This is a genomic window from Halorubrum distributum JCM 10118 (genome assembly GCF_000337335.1).
Lineage (GTDB): Archaea > Halobacteriota > Halobacteria > Halobacteriales > Haloferacaceae > Halorubrum > Halorubrum distributum.
In genome coordinates, this window is the sequence record NZ_AOJN01000039.1 from 96,935 (window position 1) to 112,242 (window position 15,308).

A 15,308-nucleotide genomic window follows, 5' to 3' on the forward strand; every position below is an offset into this window, starting at 1 on the left:
GGCGGGCGGGTGCGGTCCCGCACGTCAGCCTGGCTCGCTTCGTCGCGGTCCCGCCGGAGAGTCACTCCTCGTCCGGGTCGGTCGGCACGCCGCCGAGGTTCCCCTCGTCGTCGAACCGCTTCGCCCGCAGGAAGCGCGCGCGGTAGCGGTTCGCGCCCTCCTTCGTGTCCGCCTCGCGGATCTCGTCGGTCCGGCCGTCGGCGACCGCGTCGATGATAGCCTCGACCTGCTCCTTCTCGCTCGGCGTCAGCTCGAACTCGTAGGTCCGCGGCTGCTCGCTCTCCAGCCGCGTCCACTTGCGCGCGGCCGACACCACCACGGAGCAGGGCTCGCGACAGGGGAAGACGCCGTCGCCGCCGTCGACGTCGAGGTCGGTGTCCTCGTCGTACTCCCACTCTCGGCGCTTGAGACACTGCGAGTCGTCGCAGCAGGCCTCGGCGACCCAGTCGACGTGCTCGTGGCCCTCGCCGCGGTCCCACGTCTTCACGACGCCGTAGATACCGGACTGGCGCTCCATCGTCTCGCGCCAGTGGGTCACGTCGAGCTCGCCCTCGCGCTCGCGGTGCCAGTTGGCGACCGTCGCGGGGTAGATCGTCTCCACCGTCTCGTAGAGGTCGCGCGGCCCCAGATCGGGGAAGACCCACCCGCCGGCGAGCGACGGCGCCGTCTTGAGGGGGCGGTATCGCCCCATCTCGTCGAAGGTGACCAGGTCGCGCGCGTCGAGGGGATCCTCGTGCGCTTCCAAGTCGTCGACCGAGACGTCCGCGTCGTCGGCGTGGCGCACGTCGTAGCGGCGCTCCCCGCGATCGGTGACCGTCGCCGTAATCTTCAGTTCGCCCCAGGCGCGCTCGATCCCCTCGGCGAGCGCCGCGTACCGGGTCGCGACGGTCTCGCCGTCGGCGTCCTCGATCCACCGGAGGAAGGCGCGGCGCGGGCCGAACTCGCCGACGACGCGCTCGAAGGCGTACCAATCGGTGACGGCCGCGGCGCGCTCGGTGAGCGCCTCGTGAAGCTCGCGCTCGTCCATCGGCCTGGGCCGACCGCCGTCGGCGAGGACGTATCCCCCCTCGTCGTCGCGGGCGACGCTGAACCCCTCGAACCGGAGGGGTTCTCCCGGGTCGAGGTCGTCGAGCGCGTCGAGCACCGCGTCGAACGCGTCGCCCGGGAGGTCGATCTCCGGGGTCGCGGTCCCGTCGTCGCCCGCCTCGTCGTCGACCGCCTCGCCGCCGTCGGTCGCGGGGGTGGAGTCGGCCACGGTCAGTCCCCCGTGGCGACGCGGGTCGTCTCGCGCACGTCGTCGAGCGCGGTCCCGAGGTCGGCGCCGGCGTCGGCCGCCCGCTCCAAGACCACGTCGGCCATCAGGGGCTCGGTGCCCACCGCACCCGCGTACCAGATCCGCGTGCCGTCGACGGTCTCGGGCACGTCGTACCCCTCGGTGTGGTCCTCGCAGAGCCCGACGTCCTCCGGGATGTCCTCCTGGGTGTGGTAGCCGTCGGCGATGAAGAGGGGGACCAAGACGACGTCGTCGCTCTCGAAGTGCTCGGGGAGGTCGTCGACCTCGGGGTCCTCGTCCATGTACAGCGCCTTCACCTCGTCGAAGCGGTCGCGCTCGGCGATCCGGTCGGCGTGGTACTCGATCGCCTTCGCCGAGTTCTCGTTGCGCTCGGTGCCGTGGCCGACGACCGCCAGCCCGAACCCGTCGCCCACGTCGGCGTCGTTCGTCACGGACTCCGCCCGCCGGACGATCACGTCGGTCATCGCGCGGTGGGTCCCGACCGGGCCGCAGTAGTGGACCTCGCGGTCGATGTCCTCGGCGACGAGGGTCGCCTGGTCGGCCGAGAGGCCGTCGGAGTCCCACTCGGAGACGTCCCAGCCGGCGAGCCGGAGCTCGCGGGGGATCACCTGCTCGGTGAAGTACCCCTCCGAGATGAACAGCGGGACGACGTACACCTCGTCGCCCTCGACGGTGCGGAGCACCTCTCGGAAGTGCGGCTCCTCCTTCCAGAAGCCGGTGCGGACCTCGTCGAAGGCACCGGTGGCTCGGATCGTGTCGGCGTGGTCGTACGTCGGCGCGCTCGACTCGGGGTTGAGGTGGGAGCCGTGCGCGACGATGACGAGCGACTGCATACCCGTGCTGGGGCCGCGCCGCTCTTAGGGACTTCGGAGGCTGCGAGGCGACGAGAACGCCGAACGGTCGGCGGCGAGCGGTCCGCGCGTCCGTCGACCGGACCGAAACGATCTTGCCCGCCCAACGCGCAGCCCCGCGCATGTCGCTGGCAGCCGAGACGCGCGAGGCGGTCAGAGCGCACCCGTTCGTCCGCGACGCGCTCCGCGCCGGACTGGTGAACCACAGCGCCGCCGCGACCTGGCTCGCCGAGCGGGCCGACCTCAACGGCGATCCGGACGCGATCGCGGCCGCGCTCCGCCGCTTTCGGGAGGACCTGCCGGCGTACGAGACCGAGTCCCGGACCGCGAGCGTCACCATGCGGAGCGGCGTAGGCGTGGTCGACGACGCGGACGACGCGGCGGACGCGGGCGCCGGCGACTCCGGCGCGGACGACGCCGACGCCCTCCTCCGGGTCGGCGACGCGGCGGTCGTCGACGGCGGCGACCGCACGGCGATCCTCGCGACCGGCGACGCCGACGCCGCGGCGCTGGCGGACGCGCTCGGTCGGCTCGCCGCCGCGGACGTCGACGTCGGGGCCGCGGGCGTGGCCGGCGACGCGCTCGTCTGCGTCGTCCCGCGGCGCGACGGCGCGAGCGCGGTGCGGGTGGTCGAAGCCGCGCTCGACGCGGTGCCGGTCGCGGAGAGCTAACCGCCCGCCGCGGCCGAACCGATCCTGTCCGGGAGGGCCTTTTTCCCGCTCTCGTGCCCATACGATCCCGTGTTGCTCACGACCGCCTTCGTCCTCCACGTGCTCTCCGGCGCGCTGTGGACCGGCGCGACGCTGTACGTCGTCTACGCGACCCTGCCGCGGGCGACCGACGGGACGCTCGGTCGCGCCGCGTTCGTCGACGCCGCGCACCGGCTCCTCATGCTCACGCGCTGGACCGGTGTCGTCCTGCCGGTCACCGGCGCGTACATGGTCTGGCGGCTGTACACGCCGCTCGATCTCCTCGCGACGACCGGCCGGGGGTGGGCCGTCCTCGCGATGCTGTCGCTGTGGGGCGTCATGAACGGGCTCGTCGAGCTCGGCGTCCTCCGGATGCGCCGCGAAATCGACCCCGACCTCGGGTGGGGCCGGTACATGGCCGAGGGGTTCCCGGTCGACGCGCTCGCCGGAGTCGGGGGCGTCCCCGGATCCGCCCGATTGGCGTCCGTCGCTCGGCCCTACCTGCTGGCGAGCGGCGGCCTCGCCGTCCTGCTGCTCGTCGACGCCGCGCTCCTCGCCGGCGGGATCCCGGGGTGACGAGCCGCCGCGGAAGAAGTATATAAACCAGGGCGAAACGGCGTTCTCGAAGCAAAATAGATCAATGCTAACTTCCCGCATGAACCGGGATAGATGACCGCGGTGTCGTGCGGTTTTCGCCGAGAGTCGCCGGCGACGGCCGAGCGCGTCCGGTCGCCCCTCACCGAGAGATTTATATAGAATCACAATCAATCAAACGCTGTATGAGTCAGCGAATGCAGCAGGGCCAGCCGATGATCATTATGGGCGAGGACGCCCAGCGCGTCCAGGACAAGGACGCACAGGAGTACAACATCTCCGCGGCGCGCGGCGTCGCCGAATCCGTCCGCTCGACGCTCGGACCGAAAGGGATGGACAAGATGCTCGTCAACTCGATGGGCGACGTCACCATCACCAACGACGGCGTCACCATCCTCCAGGAGATGGACATCGACAACCCGACCGCCGAGATGGTCGTCGAGGTCGCCGAGACCCAAGAGGACGAGGCCGGCGACGGGACGACCAGCGCGGTCGCCATCGCGGGCGAGTTGCTGAAGAACGCGCAGGACCTCCTCGAACAGGACATCCACCCGACCGCGGTGATCAAGGGGTTCAACCTCGCGAGCGAGTACGCCCGCGAGCAGGTCGACGAGGTCGCGACGGCCGTCGACCCCGACGACACGGAGACGCTGCGTAACGTCGCCGAGACGTCGATGACCGGCAAGGGCGCGGAGCTGGACAAGAACGTGCTCGCCGACCTCGTCGTCCGCGCGGTACAGGGCGTCACCGTCGAGGCCGACGACGGCTCCCACGTGGTCGATCTGGCGAACCTCAACATCGAGACGCGCACCGGCCGCGCGGCGGGCGAGTCCCGCCTGCTCACCGGTGCGGCGATCGACAAGGACGCGGTCCACGAGGACATGCCGACCGACTTCGAGTCCGCGAACGTCCTCCTCCTCAACGACCCGATAGAGGTCGAGGAGGCGGACGTCGACACCTCCGTCAACGTCGACTCCCCGGACCAGCTCCAGAAGTTCCTCGATCAGGAGGAGAAGCAGCTCCGCGAGAAAGTCGACACGATCGTCGAGTCCGGCGCGGACGTCGTCTTCTGTCAGAAGGGGATCGACGACCTCGCGCAGCACTACCTCGCGAAGGAGGGCATCCTCGCGGTCCGCCGCACGAAGAAGTCCGACCTGACGTTCCTGAAGAACGTCCTCGGCGCGCCGATCGTCACCGACCTCGACTCGCTCACCGCCGACGACCTCGCGGTCGGCTCGGTCGAGCGCGACGACGACGAGGAGCTGTTCTACGTCGAGGGCGAGGACGCCCACGGCGTCACGCTCCTCCTGTACGGCACCACCGACCACGTGGTCGACGAGCTCGAACGCGGCATTCAGGACGCGCTCGACGTGGTCTCGACGACCGTCTCCGACGGCCGGACCCTGCCCGGCGGCGGCGCGGTCGAGGTCGAGATCGCGCGCCGCCTGCGCGACTACGCCGACTCCGTCGAGGGGCGCGAGCAGCTCGCGGTCGAGGCGTTCGCGGACTCCCTCGAACTGATCCCCCGCGTGCTCGCGGAGAACGCGGGCCTCGACGCCATCGACCTGCTGGTCGACCTGCGCGCGGCCCACGAGGCGGGCGACGAGAACGCCGGGCTCGACGTGTTCGCCGGAGAGGTCGTCGACACGGCCGAGGCCGGCGTCGTCGAGACGGCCCACGCGAAGGAGCAGGCGATCGCCTCCGCGGCCGAGGCGGCGAACCTCGTGCTGAAAATCGACGACATCATCTCGGCGGGCGACCTCTCGACGTCGGGCGGCGACGACGAGGGCGGCGCCCCCGGCGGCGGCATGGGCGGCATGGGCGGCATGGGCGGCGCGATGTAAGCGAGGTTCCGAAGGAACCTCGAACGGCGAGCGGGGAGCAAGTGGGGTCGACCGGAGGGAGACCCCAAAAGCGAACGGGACGTATCGTCCCGTGAGCGAGAGCGACCCGCGAGCCGGAAATCTGCCGGAGACAGATTTCCATAGACGCCGACCCGGCATCGCCTCGCCGACCACCCCGTTCACGCGCTCCGATTTCCTCCGGTTTTCGCGCAGTTACCGGTAGCGTCCCCCACACCGCTGTCTGCGGCCGGAACGCGCTCGACCGCCCGTGCGCGGCGGACGCATCCGCGGCCGCACCTCTTTACGGGTCCGTCTCCTACGCGACGGTGATGGCGAACCTAACGCTCTACGAGCTCGAGGGCTGTCCGTACTGCGCGAAGGTCAAGACGAAGCTGGCGGACCTCGACCTGGAGTACGGGTCGGTGATGGTGCCGCGCTCGCACGGCGAGCGCACCGAGGTCGAGGAGGTTTCCGGGCAGACCGGCGTTCCCGTCCTCGTCGACGAGGAGCACGGGGTCGAGGGGATGTCCGAGAGCGACGACATCGTCGAGTACCTCGAGGAGACGTACGGGAGCGCGAGCTAAGCGCCGACGCGATCGGCGGCGAGAGCTGAGCTGACGCCGACCGAACGAGAGGCTATTTATCTGCCCGCGGCGAGGTGGCGGGCGTGCGACTCGTTCACCGCCCCGCACCGGGGAGCGATCGAACCGAGACCGTCCTCGCGAGCGACGTCGACGTCGCGCGCTCGACGCTCGAACAGGCTCGTGGACTGATGTTCCGGCGGTCGATCGCGGACGACTACGCGTTGGCCTTCCCGTTCGACGAGCCCGACACGCAGTGGCTCCACATGCTGTTCGTGCCGTTCGCGATCGACGCGGTGTGGATCGCCGACGGCGAGGTGACGGCGAAAAAGCGGCTCGCGCCGTTCGTCGGGCTGGGGCGCGGCCGCGCCGACACCGTGGTCGAACTACAGGCGGGCGCGGCCGAGGCGGTGGCGGTCGGCGACGAGCTGCGCCTGGTCGAGTGAGCGGGCGGCCCGGGAGCTACGCGCCGTCCTCGGCGGCGTCGGGATCGAACAGGTCCGCGTCCTCCGGCAGCGGCTCCTCGGCGGCCCGCAGCGACAGCTCGATCCGGCTGCCGCCGGCCTTGCTCTCGGCGATGTCGAGGCTCCCGCCCCCGGCGGTGACGATCCAGTTCACGTACCAGAGGCCGAGCCCGCTCGCGTGGTCCAGCGGCGTTTCCTCGCCGGTGAGCACGGCGCGCTCGGCCGGCGGGATCCCCGGGCCGTCGTCCGCGACGACGAGCGAGACCCACGACTCGCTCGGCAGCTCCGCGGCCGAGATCCGTACCCGCGGGTCGTCGGCGTCGTTGTGCCGGACCGCGTTGTCGACGAGCTCGGTGATCGCCTCGGGGAGGTACGCGACCGCGGAGACGGCGATCCCCTCGGGGACGTCGACGTCGACGGCCGCGCGCTCGCGGATCTCCGGCGGGAGCGATTCGAGCGCCGCGTCGACCGCGGGCGCGAGCGCGACCGGCCGCGGCGAGGGGCGCTGAGAGAGCAGCCGCTCCACTTTCCGCGAGGTCTCGCCGAGGCGCAGCAGCCGCTCGGCGGTGTCGACGACCCGCTCGAGCTGTCCCGTCAGCTCGGGGTCGTCGACGGCCTCGATTGCCCGGCCGGTAAACCCGGTGACGACGTTGAGGTCGTTCCGGAAGTTGTGTCGGAGGACGCGGGTCAACACCGCGAGCCGCTCCTCCCGGAGCGACGCCTCGGTGAGGTCCTCGCCGACGCCGACGGCGCCCACGACCCGGTCGCCGTCGGTGACGGGACCGACGGAGAGCCGGTAGGGGACGCGTTCGCCGGAGCGGGTGAGCAGCCGCGCCTCTCGAGACACGGTCTCTCCCTCGCGGTACACCCGGGAGAGCGCGTCGGTCACGCGGCCGCCCGTCTCCTCGTCGAACAGCGAGGCGAGCGCCCGCCCCGAGAGCGACTCGGGGTCGTAGCCGGAGTCGGCCGCCAGCCGGCCGTTCCACCGCGCGAGCGTCCCCTCCTCGGTACACCGGAACAGCGCGAGCGGGACCGTCTCGGCGAGCGCGTCGACGAGCCGGCGTTCGGCGTCGCGCTCGGTCTCGGCGGCGACGCGGGCGGTGGCGTCGGAGAGGCCGACGACGAGCCACTCGTCGCCGGCGATCGTCGCCGCGTGGAGCGCCCCGTCGACCCGCAGTCCCGGGCTCCCGAGCCGGAGGTTCCACTCGAACCGCTCGACCGGGGCGTCGGCCCCGTCGGACCCGGGAAGCCGGGCGGCCGCCGCGGCGACCTCGGCGATCGACTCCCCGGAAACGGTGACGTCGTTCTCACCGATGTCGGGGAGGCCCATCAGGGTCAGCGTGCCGCGGTCGTGCCCGAGGAGGTCGGCCGCGGGCGCGTTCGCGGCCCGGATCGTCAGCGTCTCCGGATCGCAGACGAGCGTCGGGGTCGGAATCGCCTCGACGAACGCCCGGAGGATCCCGGTCGGGACGGCGTCGCCGCTCGACGACTGTCGGTCGTCGGCCGACGGATCTCCCCTCCGGTCCCCCATCTGTCGACAAGGGAGACACTCCGCCCATATGTGTTTATGGTTTTATGATTCCCGCCGGTCCGGAAACGGCTGTCGGCCCGAAACCGGTCAGTCCGCCTTGGCCTGCCAGTCGCGGACGGTGTCGGCACCCACGCCGTCGACGTCGCTCGCGAGGTCGTCCGGGTCGGCCGACTTGAGCTCGTCGACGCCGTCGACGCCGGCGTCTTTCAGCTTCGCGGCGGTCTTCTCGCCGATCCCCTCGACCGCCTGGAGCTCCGACCCCTCCTGGCGGGCCGTGAACTCGCGGTAGTTACAGATCGGACAGCCGAGCTCCCACGGCTCGTCGCCGGAGTGGACGCGGAGGTGCGGAAGGTCGTGCTCCTCGCAGGTCTCGTCGGTGACCTCGATCTCGCCGCGCCGGGGGAGCGGCAGCGAGTAGTCGCAGTCGGGGTAGCGCGTACAGCCGACGAGCCGGGAGCCCGAGCGGAGTCGTTTGATCGCGAGGTCTCCCCCGTGCTCCTCGCCGCAGTCGGGGCAAGTCCCGATCACCTCGTCCTCCTGCTCGTCGGCCTCGTCGGCCTTACACTGCGGGCAGCCGTGGACGAACGTCTTCCGGCCGGCGAGCATCTTCACGTGGCGGAGCTCGTGGTCCTCGCAGGTCTCGTCGAGGATGAGCGGCTTCCCGGTCGACGGGAGCGGGAGCGTGTACTCGCAGTCGGGGTAGCCGTCGCAGCCGACGAAGTACGACCCCTGCCGCGACTTCCGGACGAGGAGGTCCGCGCCGCACTCCGGGCAGGGACCGAGCGTCTTGTCCGCCTTCAGCGAGTTCTGGAGGTGGTCGCCGACCGCCTCGCGCGACTCGGTGAGGTCGTCGAACACGCGCGAGAGCAGCTCGCGGGAGGCCTCGGTCACCTCGTCGTAGGCCTTCTCCCCGGCCGCGATGGCCGCCATGTCCTGTTCGAGCTGGGCTGTCATCTCCTCGCTCACGATCCGGTCGGCGAACTCCTCGGCGGCCTCGACGACCGCCTCGGCGAGCCGCGTCGGCCGGGGCGGGTCGCTCTCGACGTAGTTGCGGTCGTACAGCTTCTCGATGGTCCGGTGGCGGGTCGCCTTCGTGCCGAGCTGTCGCTTCTCCATCTCCTCGATGAGCCGCGACTGGCCGTAGCGCCGCGGGGGTTGGGTCTCCTTCCCCTCGGTGGCGCGGTCCGACAGCGACAGCGTCTCGCCGACCTCGACGTCCGGGACGATCCGCTCGTCGCTGGAGCGGTACGGATAGACGTCGTGGTAGCCGGCCTCCAGCAGCCGCTTCCCGTTGGCCTTCAGCCGCAGGCCGCCGTCGGCGACGAGGTCGGCCGGCTTCGCCGCGTCGTCCGGATTTCGGAGGGCTGCGAGCCCGTCGGCGGTCTCGGCGATGGGCGTCGCCTCGCCGTTCGCGAGCGCGACGACGCGCAGCCGCTCCCAGGTGGCCGGGTCGGCGCAGGTGGCGAGGAACCGGCGGACGATCAGCTCGTACACCTCCCACTCGTCGTCCGAGAGGTCCGAGGCCGAGGGGAGCTCGCCGGTTGGGTGGATCGGCGGGTGGTCGGTCGTCTCCTCGTCGCCCTCGGTCGGCTCGATCTCGTCGTCGCCGTCGAGCAGGCTCGCCGCGTCCGTCCCGAACGTCGAGGCCGCCGAGAGCTCCTCGATCAGCTCCGCGGGCTCCAGATCCTCGGGATACACCGTGTTGTCCGTCCGCGGGTAGGTAACGTAGCCGGCGGTGTAGAGGTCCTCCGCGAGCGACATAGCGCGCTGCGCGGAGTAGCCGAGCGACCCCGCCGCGCGGATGAACGCGGTGGTGTTGAACGGCGTCGGCGGGTCGTCGGTCTGGGTGCGGCGGTCGACGTCGTCGACGGTCGCCGCGTCGGCGGCGGCGAGGGCCTCGGTGAGCACCTCCGCGACGTCGCCGTCCCAGACGCGCTCGCGCTCGTTGCCCTCGTCGTTCAGGTAGAAGTAGCGCGCCTCGAACGGGTCGCCGCCGGACTTCGCCAGCTCGCCGGTCAGCTCCCAGTAGGACTCGGGGTCGAACGCCTGGATCTCGCGCTCGCGGTCGACGATGAGCTTGAGCGTCGGCCCCTGGACCCGGCCCACCGAGATGAAGTCGTCGCCGAGCTGGCGGGCGGACAGGGAGAGGAACCGCGTCAGTGCGGCGCCCCACGTGAGGTCGATGGTCTGGCGGGCCTCGCCCGCGGCCGCCAGCTCGAAGTCGAGGTCGTCGGGGTTCGCGAACGCCTCCTGCACCTCGTTTTCGGTGATCGAGGAGAAGCGCACGCGGTCGACGGGCACGTCCTCGTTCACCTCGCGGACGAGCTCGTACGCCTCCTTGCCGATCAGCTCGCCCTCGCGGTCGTAGTCGGTCGCGATGACGACCCGGGAGGCGTTGCGCGCGAGCCGGCGCAGCGCGGCGACGATCCCCTCCTTCGTCGGCGTCTTGGTGACGGGCGCGTCGATCAGCTCGACCGGCTCGACGTCGCGCCAGTCGTTGTACTCGGCGGGGAAGTCGACACCGACGACGTGGCCGGAGAGCCCGATGCACCGCTTGCCGCCCCACTCGTAGACGTTGACGTCGTTCATCCGCTCCGCGGTCGCGGACTCGCCGCTCAGGATGTCGGCGATGCGCCGCGCCGCGTTGTCCTTCTCCGTGATTATCAGCTCGGGGCCGCGACTCATTGCGCCGAGATACGCCGCTCCCGGGTCTAAAGCTTTCGCGACGCGAGATTGCGGGCAGGCTCGGGGACGGACGGCCTCAGAAAACGAATCGGGACGCGACCGTCACCGGGCCGCGTCGTCGGACTCGGCGAGGAACTCCGCGTCTGTGGCCTCGACATACGGCTCCGGCGGTTCGTCGTCCGCGTCGAGTTCGCGCCGTGCGAGGTGGTTCTCGAGTTGGCGGCGCTTGTTCCTCCCTTTCCGCTCGCGGCCCGATTTCGTGTCTGGCATCGTCACCCGTGTCAACTCCCCCCATACATATGAATCTTGTGTCGGTGTGTGGACGCATCCGCGAGCGGGGGAGGGGACGCCATCGGAGCAGCGCAGCCCGACGACAATAACTGAGTGTTTAAATATCGACGGCCGGCAGCGACAATTACTTATAAATAAACGATGCGGTCGGCGCGTGCCTGCGAGCGGCCGCAGGCCGCGAGCAGCACCGCGCGAGGGAGTCAGTCGGCGGAGCGAAGCGACGGCGACTGACGAGGCTGGGGAGGCGTGAGGCTGCGGTCCCGCGAGCGACCGGAGGGAGCGAGCGGGAGTACGGAAGACGCAGCGCCGAGCGAAGCGAGGCGACCGTCTTCCGGCGGTGCTGTGCGGTGCGGGGGTGGGACTCAAAGGGGCAGCTGCGAGGGCGGCGTAGGCGACGCAAGCACCGCAGGAGCGAGTGAAACGAGCGACGAGGAGCGCAGCGAGCGTACGCCGCCCTCGCAGCTGGGGCTTTGGAGGTGGTGTCCGACGCCGATCCGTAATCGTCCATTTATAAACAATCAACAGCGCACCGCTCGGTTGTTTATAAATGGACGGCCCATCAGCATCGCCGACACCGAACTCGCTCGTCGCTGCCGCTCCTCGCTCGTAGTCGGCGTCGACAGAACGCCAGGAGAGGGAGTTGAACCTCAGTCGTTCCGCTCGCTTCACTCCCTGATTCAAATCCCTCAGTCTCGGTTTTCGACGAACGGCTCGCTACGCTCGCCGTGTTGTTCGTCGAAAACGCCAGGAGAGGGATTTGAACCCCCGATCCCGGATGGGAACACGCTTTCCAGGCGTGCGCCTTACCACTCGGCCATCCTGGCTCACGCGGAGATAATCCGGTGTGACTGTTAAGTCCTTCTTTTCGCACGCACCCGGGCCTCGGCGAGGTACGTAATACCGGCCGACGCGGCCGCGACTGCGAACCCGACCAGCACCAGTCCCCCGAACCCGACGGGCAGCGATCCGGGACCGAGAAGCCGGTATCCCTGCGCGAGCACGAGGAAGGCGAACCCGCCGACGATCCCCCACAGCGCCGCGGAGCGCGCTCTGGCGCGCGGGGTGGCCGCCGCGCCGGGTGCCGGGGCGGACCCGTCGGTCACGGCGTCCGGCTCGCTCCCCCACTCCCCCTCGCCGTCGGCCATCTACTCGACGACGGCGACCGCCTCGATCTCGACGCCGGCGCCCTTCGGGAGCGCCCCCGCCTCGACCGCGGAGCGGGCCGGCGGCGACTCGTCGAAGTAGCCGGCGTACGTCTCGTTCATCTCGTCGAAGTCCTCCATGTCGGCCATGAACACCGTCGTCTTGAGCACGTCCTCGGGCCCGGCGCCCGCCTCCTCCAGCACCGCGAGGAGGTTGTCGAGCGCCTGCTCGGTCTGGTCCGCGATCGACGCGTCGTCGAGGAGGTCCCCCTCGGGCGTGAGCGGGATCTGCCCGGCCGTGAACACGAGGTCGCCGTCGGTCGTCGCCTGACTGTACGCGCCCACCGCCGCCGGGGCGTCGTCCGTGTGGATGGTCTCCTTCATGCGGGTGCGCCTTCGACCGGCGGCCTCAAGAGTACTCTGGAGCGGCGCGCCCGACCCCGGCCGATCCCGACCGAACCGACCCCGGCCGATCCCGACCGAACCGACCCCGACCGAACCGGCCGACCTGTCCCACCGTCAGACACAAAACGCTCGGATGGTAACAGTACACATATGACGGGAGATCAGCTCCTGCCGCTCGCCGCGGTGTTCGTCGGCGTAGCGGCGCTCAACCTCGCGGTGACGTGGCTCCTCGTTCGGCGGAACCGCGACCCCGCGGAGCTGTTCGGCTCGGTCGCGACCCGGTCGTCGGACGCGGACGGCGAGGGCGTCGGGCCGACGCTCGCGCTCGACCGCGACCCGAACGCCGATCCGGCGGCCGAGCCGGGCGAGACGAGCGACGGCGGCGGTGAAGACGGTCCCCCGCCGCTCGACGCCGACGGCGAGACGGTCGTCTGCCGGCACTGCGGCGCGGAGAACCGGACCGGCTACCGGTACTGCCGGTGGTGCGTCCAGTCGGGGTTCGTCGACGAGGACGCCGGCGTCACCGCGGGGAGCGCGATGGCCGACCGGTCGCTGTGAGCGTTCGCGGCGGGTCGGCGAGGACGCCGGCCCGACCGAATCAGGCCGCGTCGATCTGGCAGCCGGCCGCGTAGTCGATTCCCTCGATGCTGTCGATGCCCTCGTCGCCGCACACCGGGCAGTCCGGGTTGCGCGCGTACGGTACCGTCTCGAAGGAGAGATCCATCGCGTCGTAAAACAGCATCCGGCCGACGAGCGGGTCGCCAACGTCCATGATCAGCTTCACGGCCTCCGTCGCCTGGAGACAGCCGACCGTTCCCGGGAGGACGCCGAGGACGCCCGTGCTGGCGCAGTCGGGCACCGTCCCGGGCTCCGGCGGCTCCGGGAACAGACAGCGGTAGCAGGGGCCGTCGGGCGAGAGCGTCGTCACCTGCCCCTCGAACTTGTAGATGGCGCCGTGCGACACCGGCACCCCTTCGATCCGGGCGGCGTCGTTCACCACGTAGCGGGTGGCGAAGTTGTCCGAGCAGTCGACGACGACGTCGTAGTCCGCGATCAGTTCCCGGGCGTTGCCCGCGTCGAGCCGCAGCTCGTGGCGCTCGACGTCGACGTCGGGGTTGAGGTTGGCGACGAACTCCGCCGCCGAGTCGACCTTCTTGCGCCCCACGTCGCCGTCGCCGTGGATCACCTGTCGCTGGAGGTTCGAGCGCTCGACGACGTCGTCGTCGACGATACCGATCGTCCCGACGCCCGCGGCCGCGAGGTACTGGATCGCCGGCGCGCCGAGCCCGCCCGCGCCCACGACGAGGACGCGGGCGTCGAGCAGCCGCTTTTGCCCCTCCGGGCCGACGTCGTCGAGGATGACGTGCCGGGAGTAGCGGTCGAGCTGGGTCGCGTCGAGCGAGAGACTCATGTCCGTGACCAGTGCCGGCGCAGATATAATCGTGTTCCCGATCGCCGGTCGGGGCGCCGCAACCGGTGTTCCCGAGGCGGCGCCGAGCGGCCAGCGCTTCCGTGGCGGCGCCGCGGGGTCCGCGGTCACGCCGTCGACGCCGCCACGGCGTCGGTCATCCAGCAGTCGTCCACGTCGCCGAGAGCGCTGTCCGTGTCCCCGCTCCCGCCGCCGACGCGGACGAGCCGGAACTCGTAGCGACCGGTGACGCTGCCGTTCTCCCGGATGACGACCTCGACCTCCGCCGTGCCGTCGGATATCTCCGGCACCGAGTACTGGGCAGTGTCGTACGTGAGCATCGGCCCGTACTGCTCTGTCTCGAACAGCTCGACGTACTCGCCGGTCGACCCGACCAGCTCCTTGTTTCGCGGCGACGCGAACGCCCGCAGGGTCCGGATGCCGTCGTTCGTCGCGTTGTCGTTGTAGCGGAGCGCGTTCATCTGGATCTGGACGACCTGGAGCGCGGACCGCTCGCAGGTGGGGGAGAGGGCGGTGTTCCGCTCGGCCTCGCCGGTCGGATCGCCGTCCGCGACGGAGACGGTGTTCCCGGCGTCGTCCCCGGACCCCTCAGTCCCGCCGTCGCTGCCGTTCGTCGACCCTGTCGCGTCCGAGTCCGTCGCCGACGGGTCGGTCGTTCCGTCGCCCCCGACGCCGGCGACACCGCCGAGTTCGGTGATTCCGGCGGTGCCGGCGGCGAATCCGGCACCTGCCGCCGCGACGAGGAGCGCGGCGACGGCGACCGCCGCGAGGACGGTCCGCGGAGAGCGCCGCTCGTTCGGCGCGCCGGTGGTGGCGGACTCGGCCGCCGTCGCCTCGCCGCTCGGAACGGCGGCGTTCGATCGGTCGCGAGCCCGCGGATCGCCGGAAGAGTCATCGGTGGTCCGGTCGGTGGGCAGGGAGGCGGTATCGCCTCCCGTCACGCCCGACGCGACGGCGCCCGTCGCCGCGCCGTCATCGGTCGCCGTTCCCTCACCGTCCGACTCGTCGCCGTCGACATCGGTCACACCGTCGTCGTCCGCCGCGTCGGTGTCTGAAGCGGCCGCACCGCCGTCGTCCGCCGCGTCGGTATCTGAAGCGGCCGCACCGTCGTACGCTTCGGACCGGACCGGGACGCCGAGGAGTCGGTCGGCGATGGCGTTCGCCTCCGCCGGCGGGACGGCGTACAGGAGCCGTTCGCGGAGGTCCGCCGGCGTCACGACCTCGGCGTCGTGGTCGGGGCCGAGGTCGTCGAGCGAGTCGCTCGCGACGACGACGGCGTCGACGGCGTCAACGGCATCGTCAGGCACCCCTCGGTCCGCGGCCGCGACGGCGAGCAGTTCGGTCCGGCGGCCCCCCTCCGACACCGTGACGCGGGGCGGGTCGACCTCGACGCCGTCGGCGGTCGCCGCGTACGTCTCGCCGACGAGCGCCGCGAACGCGTCGCTGTCGAACGACTCGAGTTCTGTCGCGAACGCGTCGAGGGGGATGGGGCTGCTCGCGGTCACTTG

The 15,308-nt window shown here is 71.1% G+C and carries 15 protein-coding genes and 1 tRNA gene; 6 read left to right on the forward strand and 10 right to left on the reverse strand.

Annotation, left to right across the window (positions count from 1 at the left end):
- Positions 1–61 precede the first annotated feature (61 nt).
- Positions 62–1,255: a DR2241 family protein gene (locus tag C466_RS06610; protein WP_004598094.1), complete on the reverse strand. Its 1,194-nt coding sequence runs from the start codon at positions 1,253–1,255 to the stop codon at positions 62–64.
- 2 nt (positions 1,256–1,257) lie between these two features.
- Positions 1,258–2,127 carry a CbiX/SirB N-terminal domain-containing protein gene (locus C466_RS06615; protein ID WP_004598095.1) on the reverse strand — a complete coding sequence of 290 codons (870 nt, stop codon included), beginning with the start codon at positions 2,125–2,127 and terminating at the stop codon, positions 1,258–1,260.
- Positions 2,128–2,267: 140 nt separating this feature from the next.
- Between C466_RS06615 and C466_RS06620 the strand changes: the two genes are divergently transcribed.
- The 5 genes from C466_RS06620 to C466_RS06640 all read left to right on the forward strand — a co-directional run bounded on the left by C466_RS06620 (position 2,268) and on the right by C466_RS06640 (position 6,299).
- Positions 2,268–2,816, forward strand: coding sequence for a DUF7523 family protein (locus C466_RS06620; RefSeq protein ID WP_004598097.1), 549 nt, complete (start codon positions 2,268–2,270; stop codon positions 2,814–2,816).
- 69 nt (positions 2,817–2,885) lie between these two features.
- Complete coding sequence (locus C466_RS06625; RefSeq protein ID WP_004598099.1) at positions 2,886–3,410, forward strand: hypothetical protein; 525 nt, start codon at positions 2,886–2,888, stop codon at positions 3,408–3,410.
- A 215-nt stretch (positions 3,411–3,625) separates the two neighbouring features.
- On the forward strand, positions 3,626–5,272 hold the full coding sequence (gene thsB, locus C466_RS06630; protein ID WP_004598100.1) for a thermosome subunit beta: 1,647 nt from the start codon (positions 3,626–3,628) through the stop codon (positions 5,270–5,272).
- A 329-nt stretch (positions 5,273–5,601) separates the two neighbouring features.
- Positions 5,602–5,856 (forward strand): glutathione S-transferase N-terminal domain-containing protein, encoded by a 255-nt coding sequence (locus C466_RS06635; RefSeq protein ID WP_004598101.1) that lies wholly within the window; start codon positions 5,602–5,604, stop codon positions 5,854–5,856.
- 74 nt (positions 5,857–5,930) lie between these two features.
- Entirely contained in the window at positions 5,931–6,299 is a 369-nt protein-coding gene (locus C466_RS06640; RefSeq protein WP_004598102.1) for a DUF192 domain-containing protein, read from the forward strand.
- A 16-nt stretch (positions 6,300–6,315) separates the two neighbouring features.
- Here the strand turns inward: C466_RS06640 and C466_RS06645 are convergent, their stop codons facing one another.
- From C466_RS06645 to C466_RS06665, 6 genes are all read right to left on the reverse strand, one after another.
- On the reverse strand, positions 6,316–7,848 hold the full coding sequence (locus tag C466_RS06645; protein ID WP_004598103.1) for a PAS domain-containing protein: 1,533 nt from the start codon (positions 7,846–7,848) through the stop codon (positions 6,316–6,318).
- A gap of 87 nt (positions 7,849–7,935) precedes the next feature.
- Entirely contained in the window at positions 7,936–10,533 is a 2,598-nt protein-coding gene (locus tag C466_RS06650) for a DNA topoisomerase I (RefSeq protein WP_004598104.1), read from the reverse strand.
- Positions 10,534–10,635: 102 nt separating this feature from the next.
- Positions 10,636–10,803 (reverse strand): hypothetical protein, encoded by a 168-nt coding sequence (locus C466_RS16935; protein ID WP_004598105.1) that lies wholly within the window; start codon positions 10,801–10,803, stop codon positions 10,636–10,638.
- A gap of 763 nt (positions 10,804–11,566) precedes the next feature.
- Positions 11,567–11,648, reverse strand: a tRNA-Ser gene (locus tag C466_RS06655).
- A 27-nt stretch (positions 11,649–11,675) separates the two neighbouring features.
- The gene (locus C466_RS06660) at positions 11,676–11,969 is read right to left on the reverse strand and encodes a hypothetical protein (protein ID WP_004598106.1); all 294 of its coding nucleotides are present in this window, start codon (positions 11,967–11,969) and stop codon (positions 11,676–11,678) included.
- The gene (locus C466_RS06665; protein ID WP_004598107.1) at positions 11,970–12,350 is read right to left on the reverse strand and encodes a RidA family protein; all 381 of its coding nucleotides are present in this window, start codon (positions 12,348–12,350) and stop codon (positions 11,970–11,972) included. It lies immediately after the preceding gene.
- Between the two features lie 171 nt (positions 12,351–12,521).
- Here C466_RS06665 and C466_RS06670 point away from each other — a divergent pair, with 171 nt between their 5' ends.
- On the forward strand, positions 12,522–12,929 hold the full coding sequence (locus tag C466_RS06670) for a DUF7577 domain-containing protein (RefSeq protein WP_004598108.1): 408 nt from the start codon (positions 12,522–12,524) through the stop codon (positions 12,927–12,929).
- Between the two features lie 40 nt (positions 12,930–12,969).
- Here C466_RS06670 and ubaA read toward each other — a convergent pair whose 3' ends face one another.
- Together ubaA and C466_RS06680 are read right to left on the reverse strand one after the other, a co-directional pair.
- Positions 12,970–13,782 carry an SAMP-activating enzyme E1 gene (gene ubaA / locus C466_RS06675; protein ID WP_004598109.1) on the reverse strand — a complete coding sequence of 271 codons (813 nt, stop codon included), beginning with the start codon at positions 13,780–13,782 and terminating at the stop codon, positions 12,970–12,972.
- A 125-nt stretch (positions 13,783–13,907) separates the two neighbouring features.
- Entirely contained in the window at positions 13,908–15,305 is a 1,398-nt protein-coding gene (locus C466_RS06680; RefSeq protein WP_004598110.1) for a hypothetical protein, read from the reverse strand.
- Positions 15,306–15,308 lie beyond the last annotated feature (3 nt).

Coding starts and splice junctions, on each gene's coding strand:
- C466_RS06615 (WP_004598095.1), bottom strand. CDS start 2,127: ATGCAGTCGCTCGTCATCGTCGCGCACGGCTCCCACCTCAACCCCGAG.
- C466_RS06645 (WP_004598103.1), bottom strand. CDS start 7,848: ATGGGGGACCGGAGGGGAGATCCGTCGGCCGACGACCGACAGTCGTCG.
- C466_RS06670 (WP_004598108.1), top strand. CDS start 12,522: ATGACGGGAGATCAGCTCCTGCCGCTCGCCGCGGTGTTCGTCGGCGTA.
- thsB (WP_004598100.1), top strand. CDS start 3,626: ATGCAGCAGGGCCAGCCGATGATCATTATGGGCGAGGACGCCCAGCGC.
- C466_RS16935 (WP_004598105.1), bottom strand. CDS start 10,803: ATGCCAGACACGAAATCGGGCCGCGAGCGGAAAGGGAGGAACAAGCGC.
- C466_RS06650 (WP_004598104.1), bottom strand. CDS start 10,533: ATGAGTCGCGGCCCCGAGCTGATAATCACGGAGAAGGACAACGCGGCG.
- ubaA (WP_004598109.1), bottom strand. CDS start 13,782: ATGAGTCTCTCGCTCGACGCGACCCAGCTCGACCGCTACTCCCGGCAC.
- C466_RS06665 (WP_004598107.1), bottom strand. CDS start 12,350: ATGAAGGAGACCATCCACACGGACGACGCCCCGGCGGCGGTGGGCGCG.
- C466_RS06635 (WP_004598101.1), top strand. CDS start 5,602: ATGGCGAACCTAACGCTCTACGAGCTCGAGGGCTGTCCGTACTGCGCG.
- C466_RS06660 (WP_004598106.1), bottom strand. CDS start 11,969: ATGGCCGACGGCGAGGGGGAGTGGGGGAGCGAGCCGGACGCCGTGACC.
- C466_RS06620 (WP_004598097.1), top strand. CDS start 2,268: ATGTCGCTGGCAGCCGAGACGCGCGAGGCGGTCAGAGCGCACCCGTTC.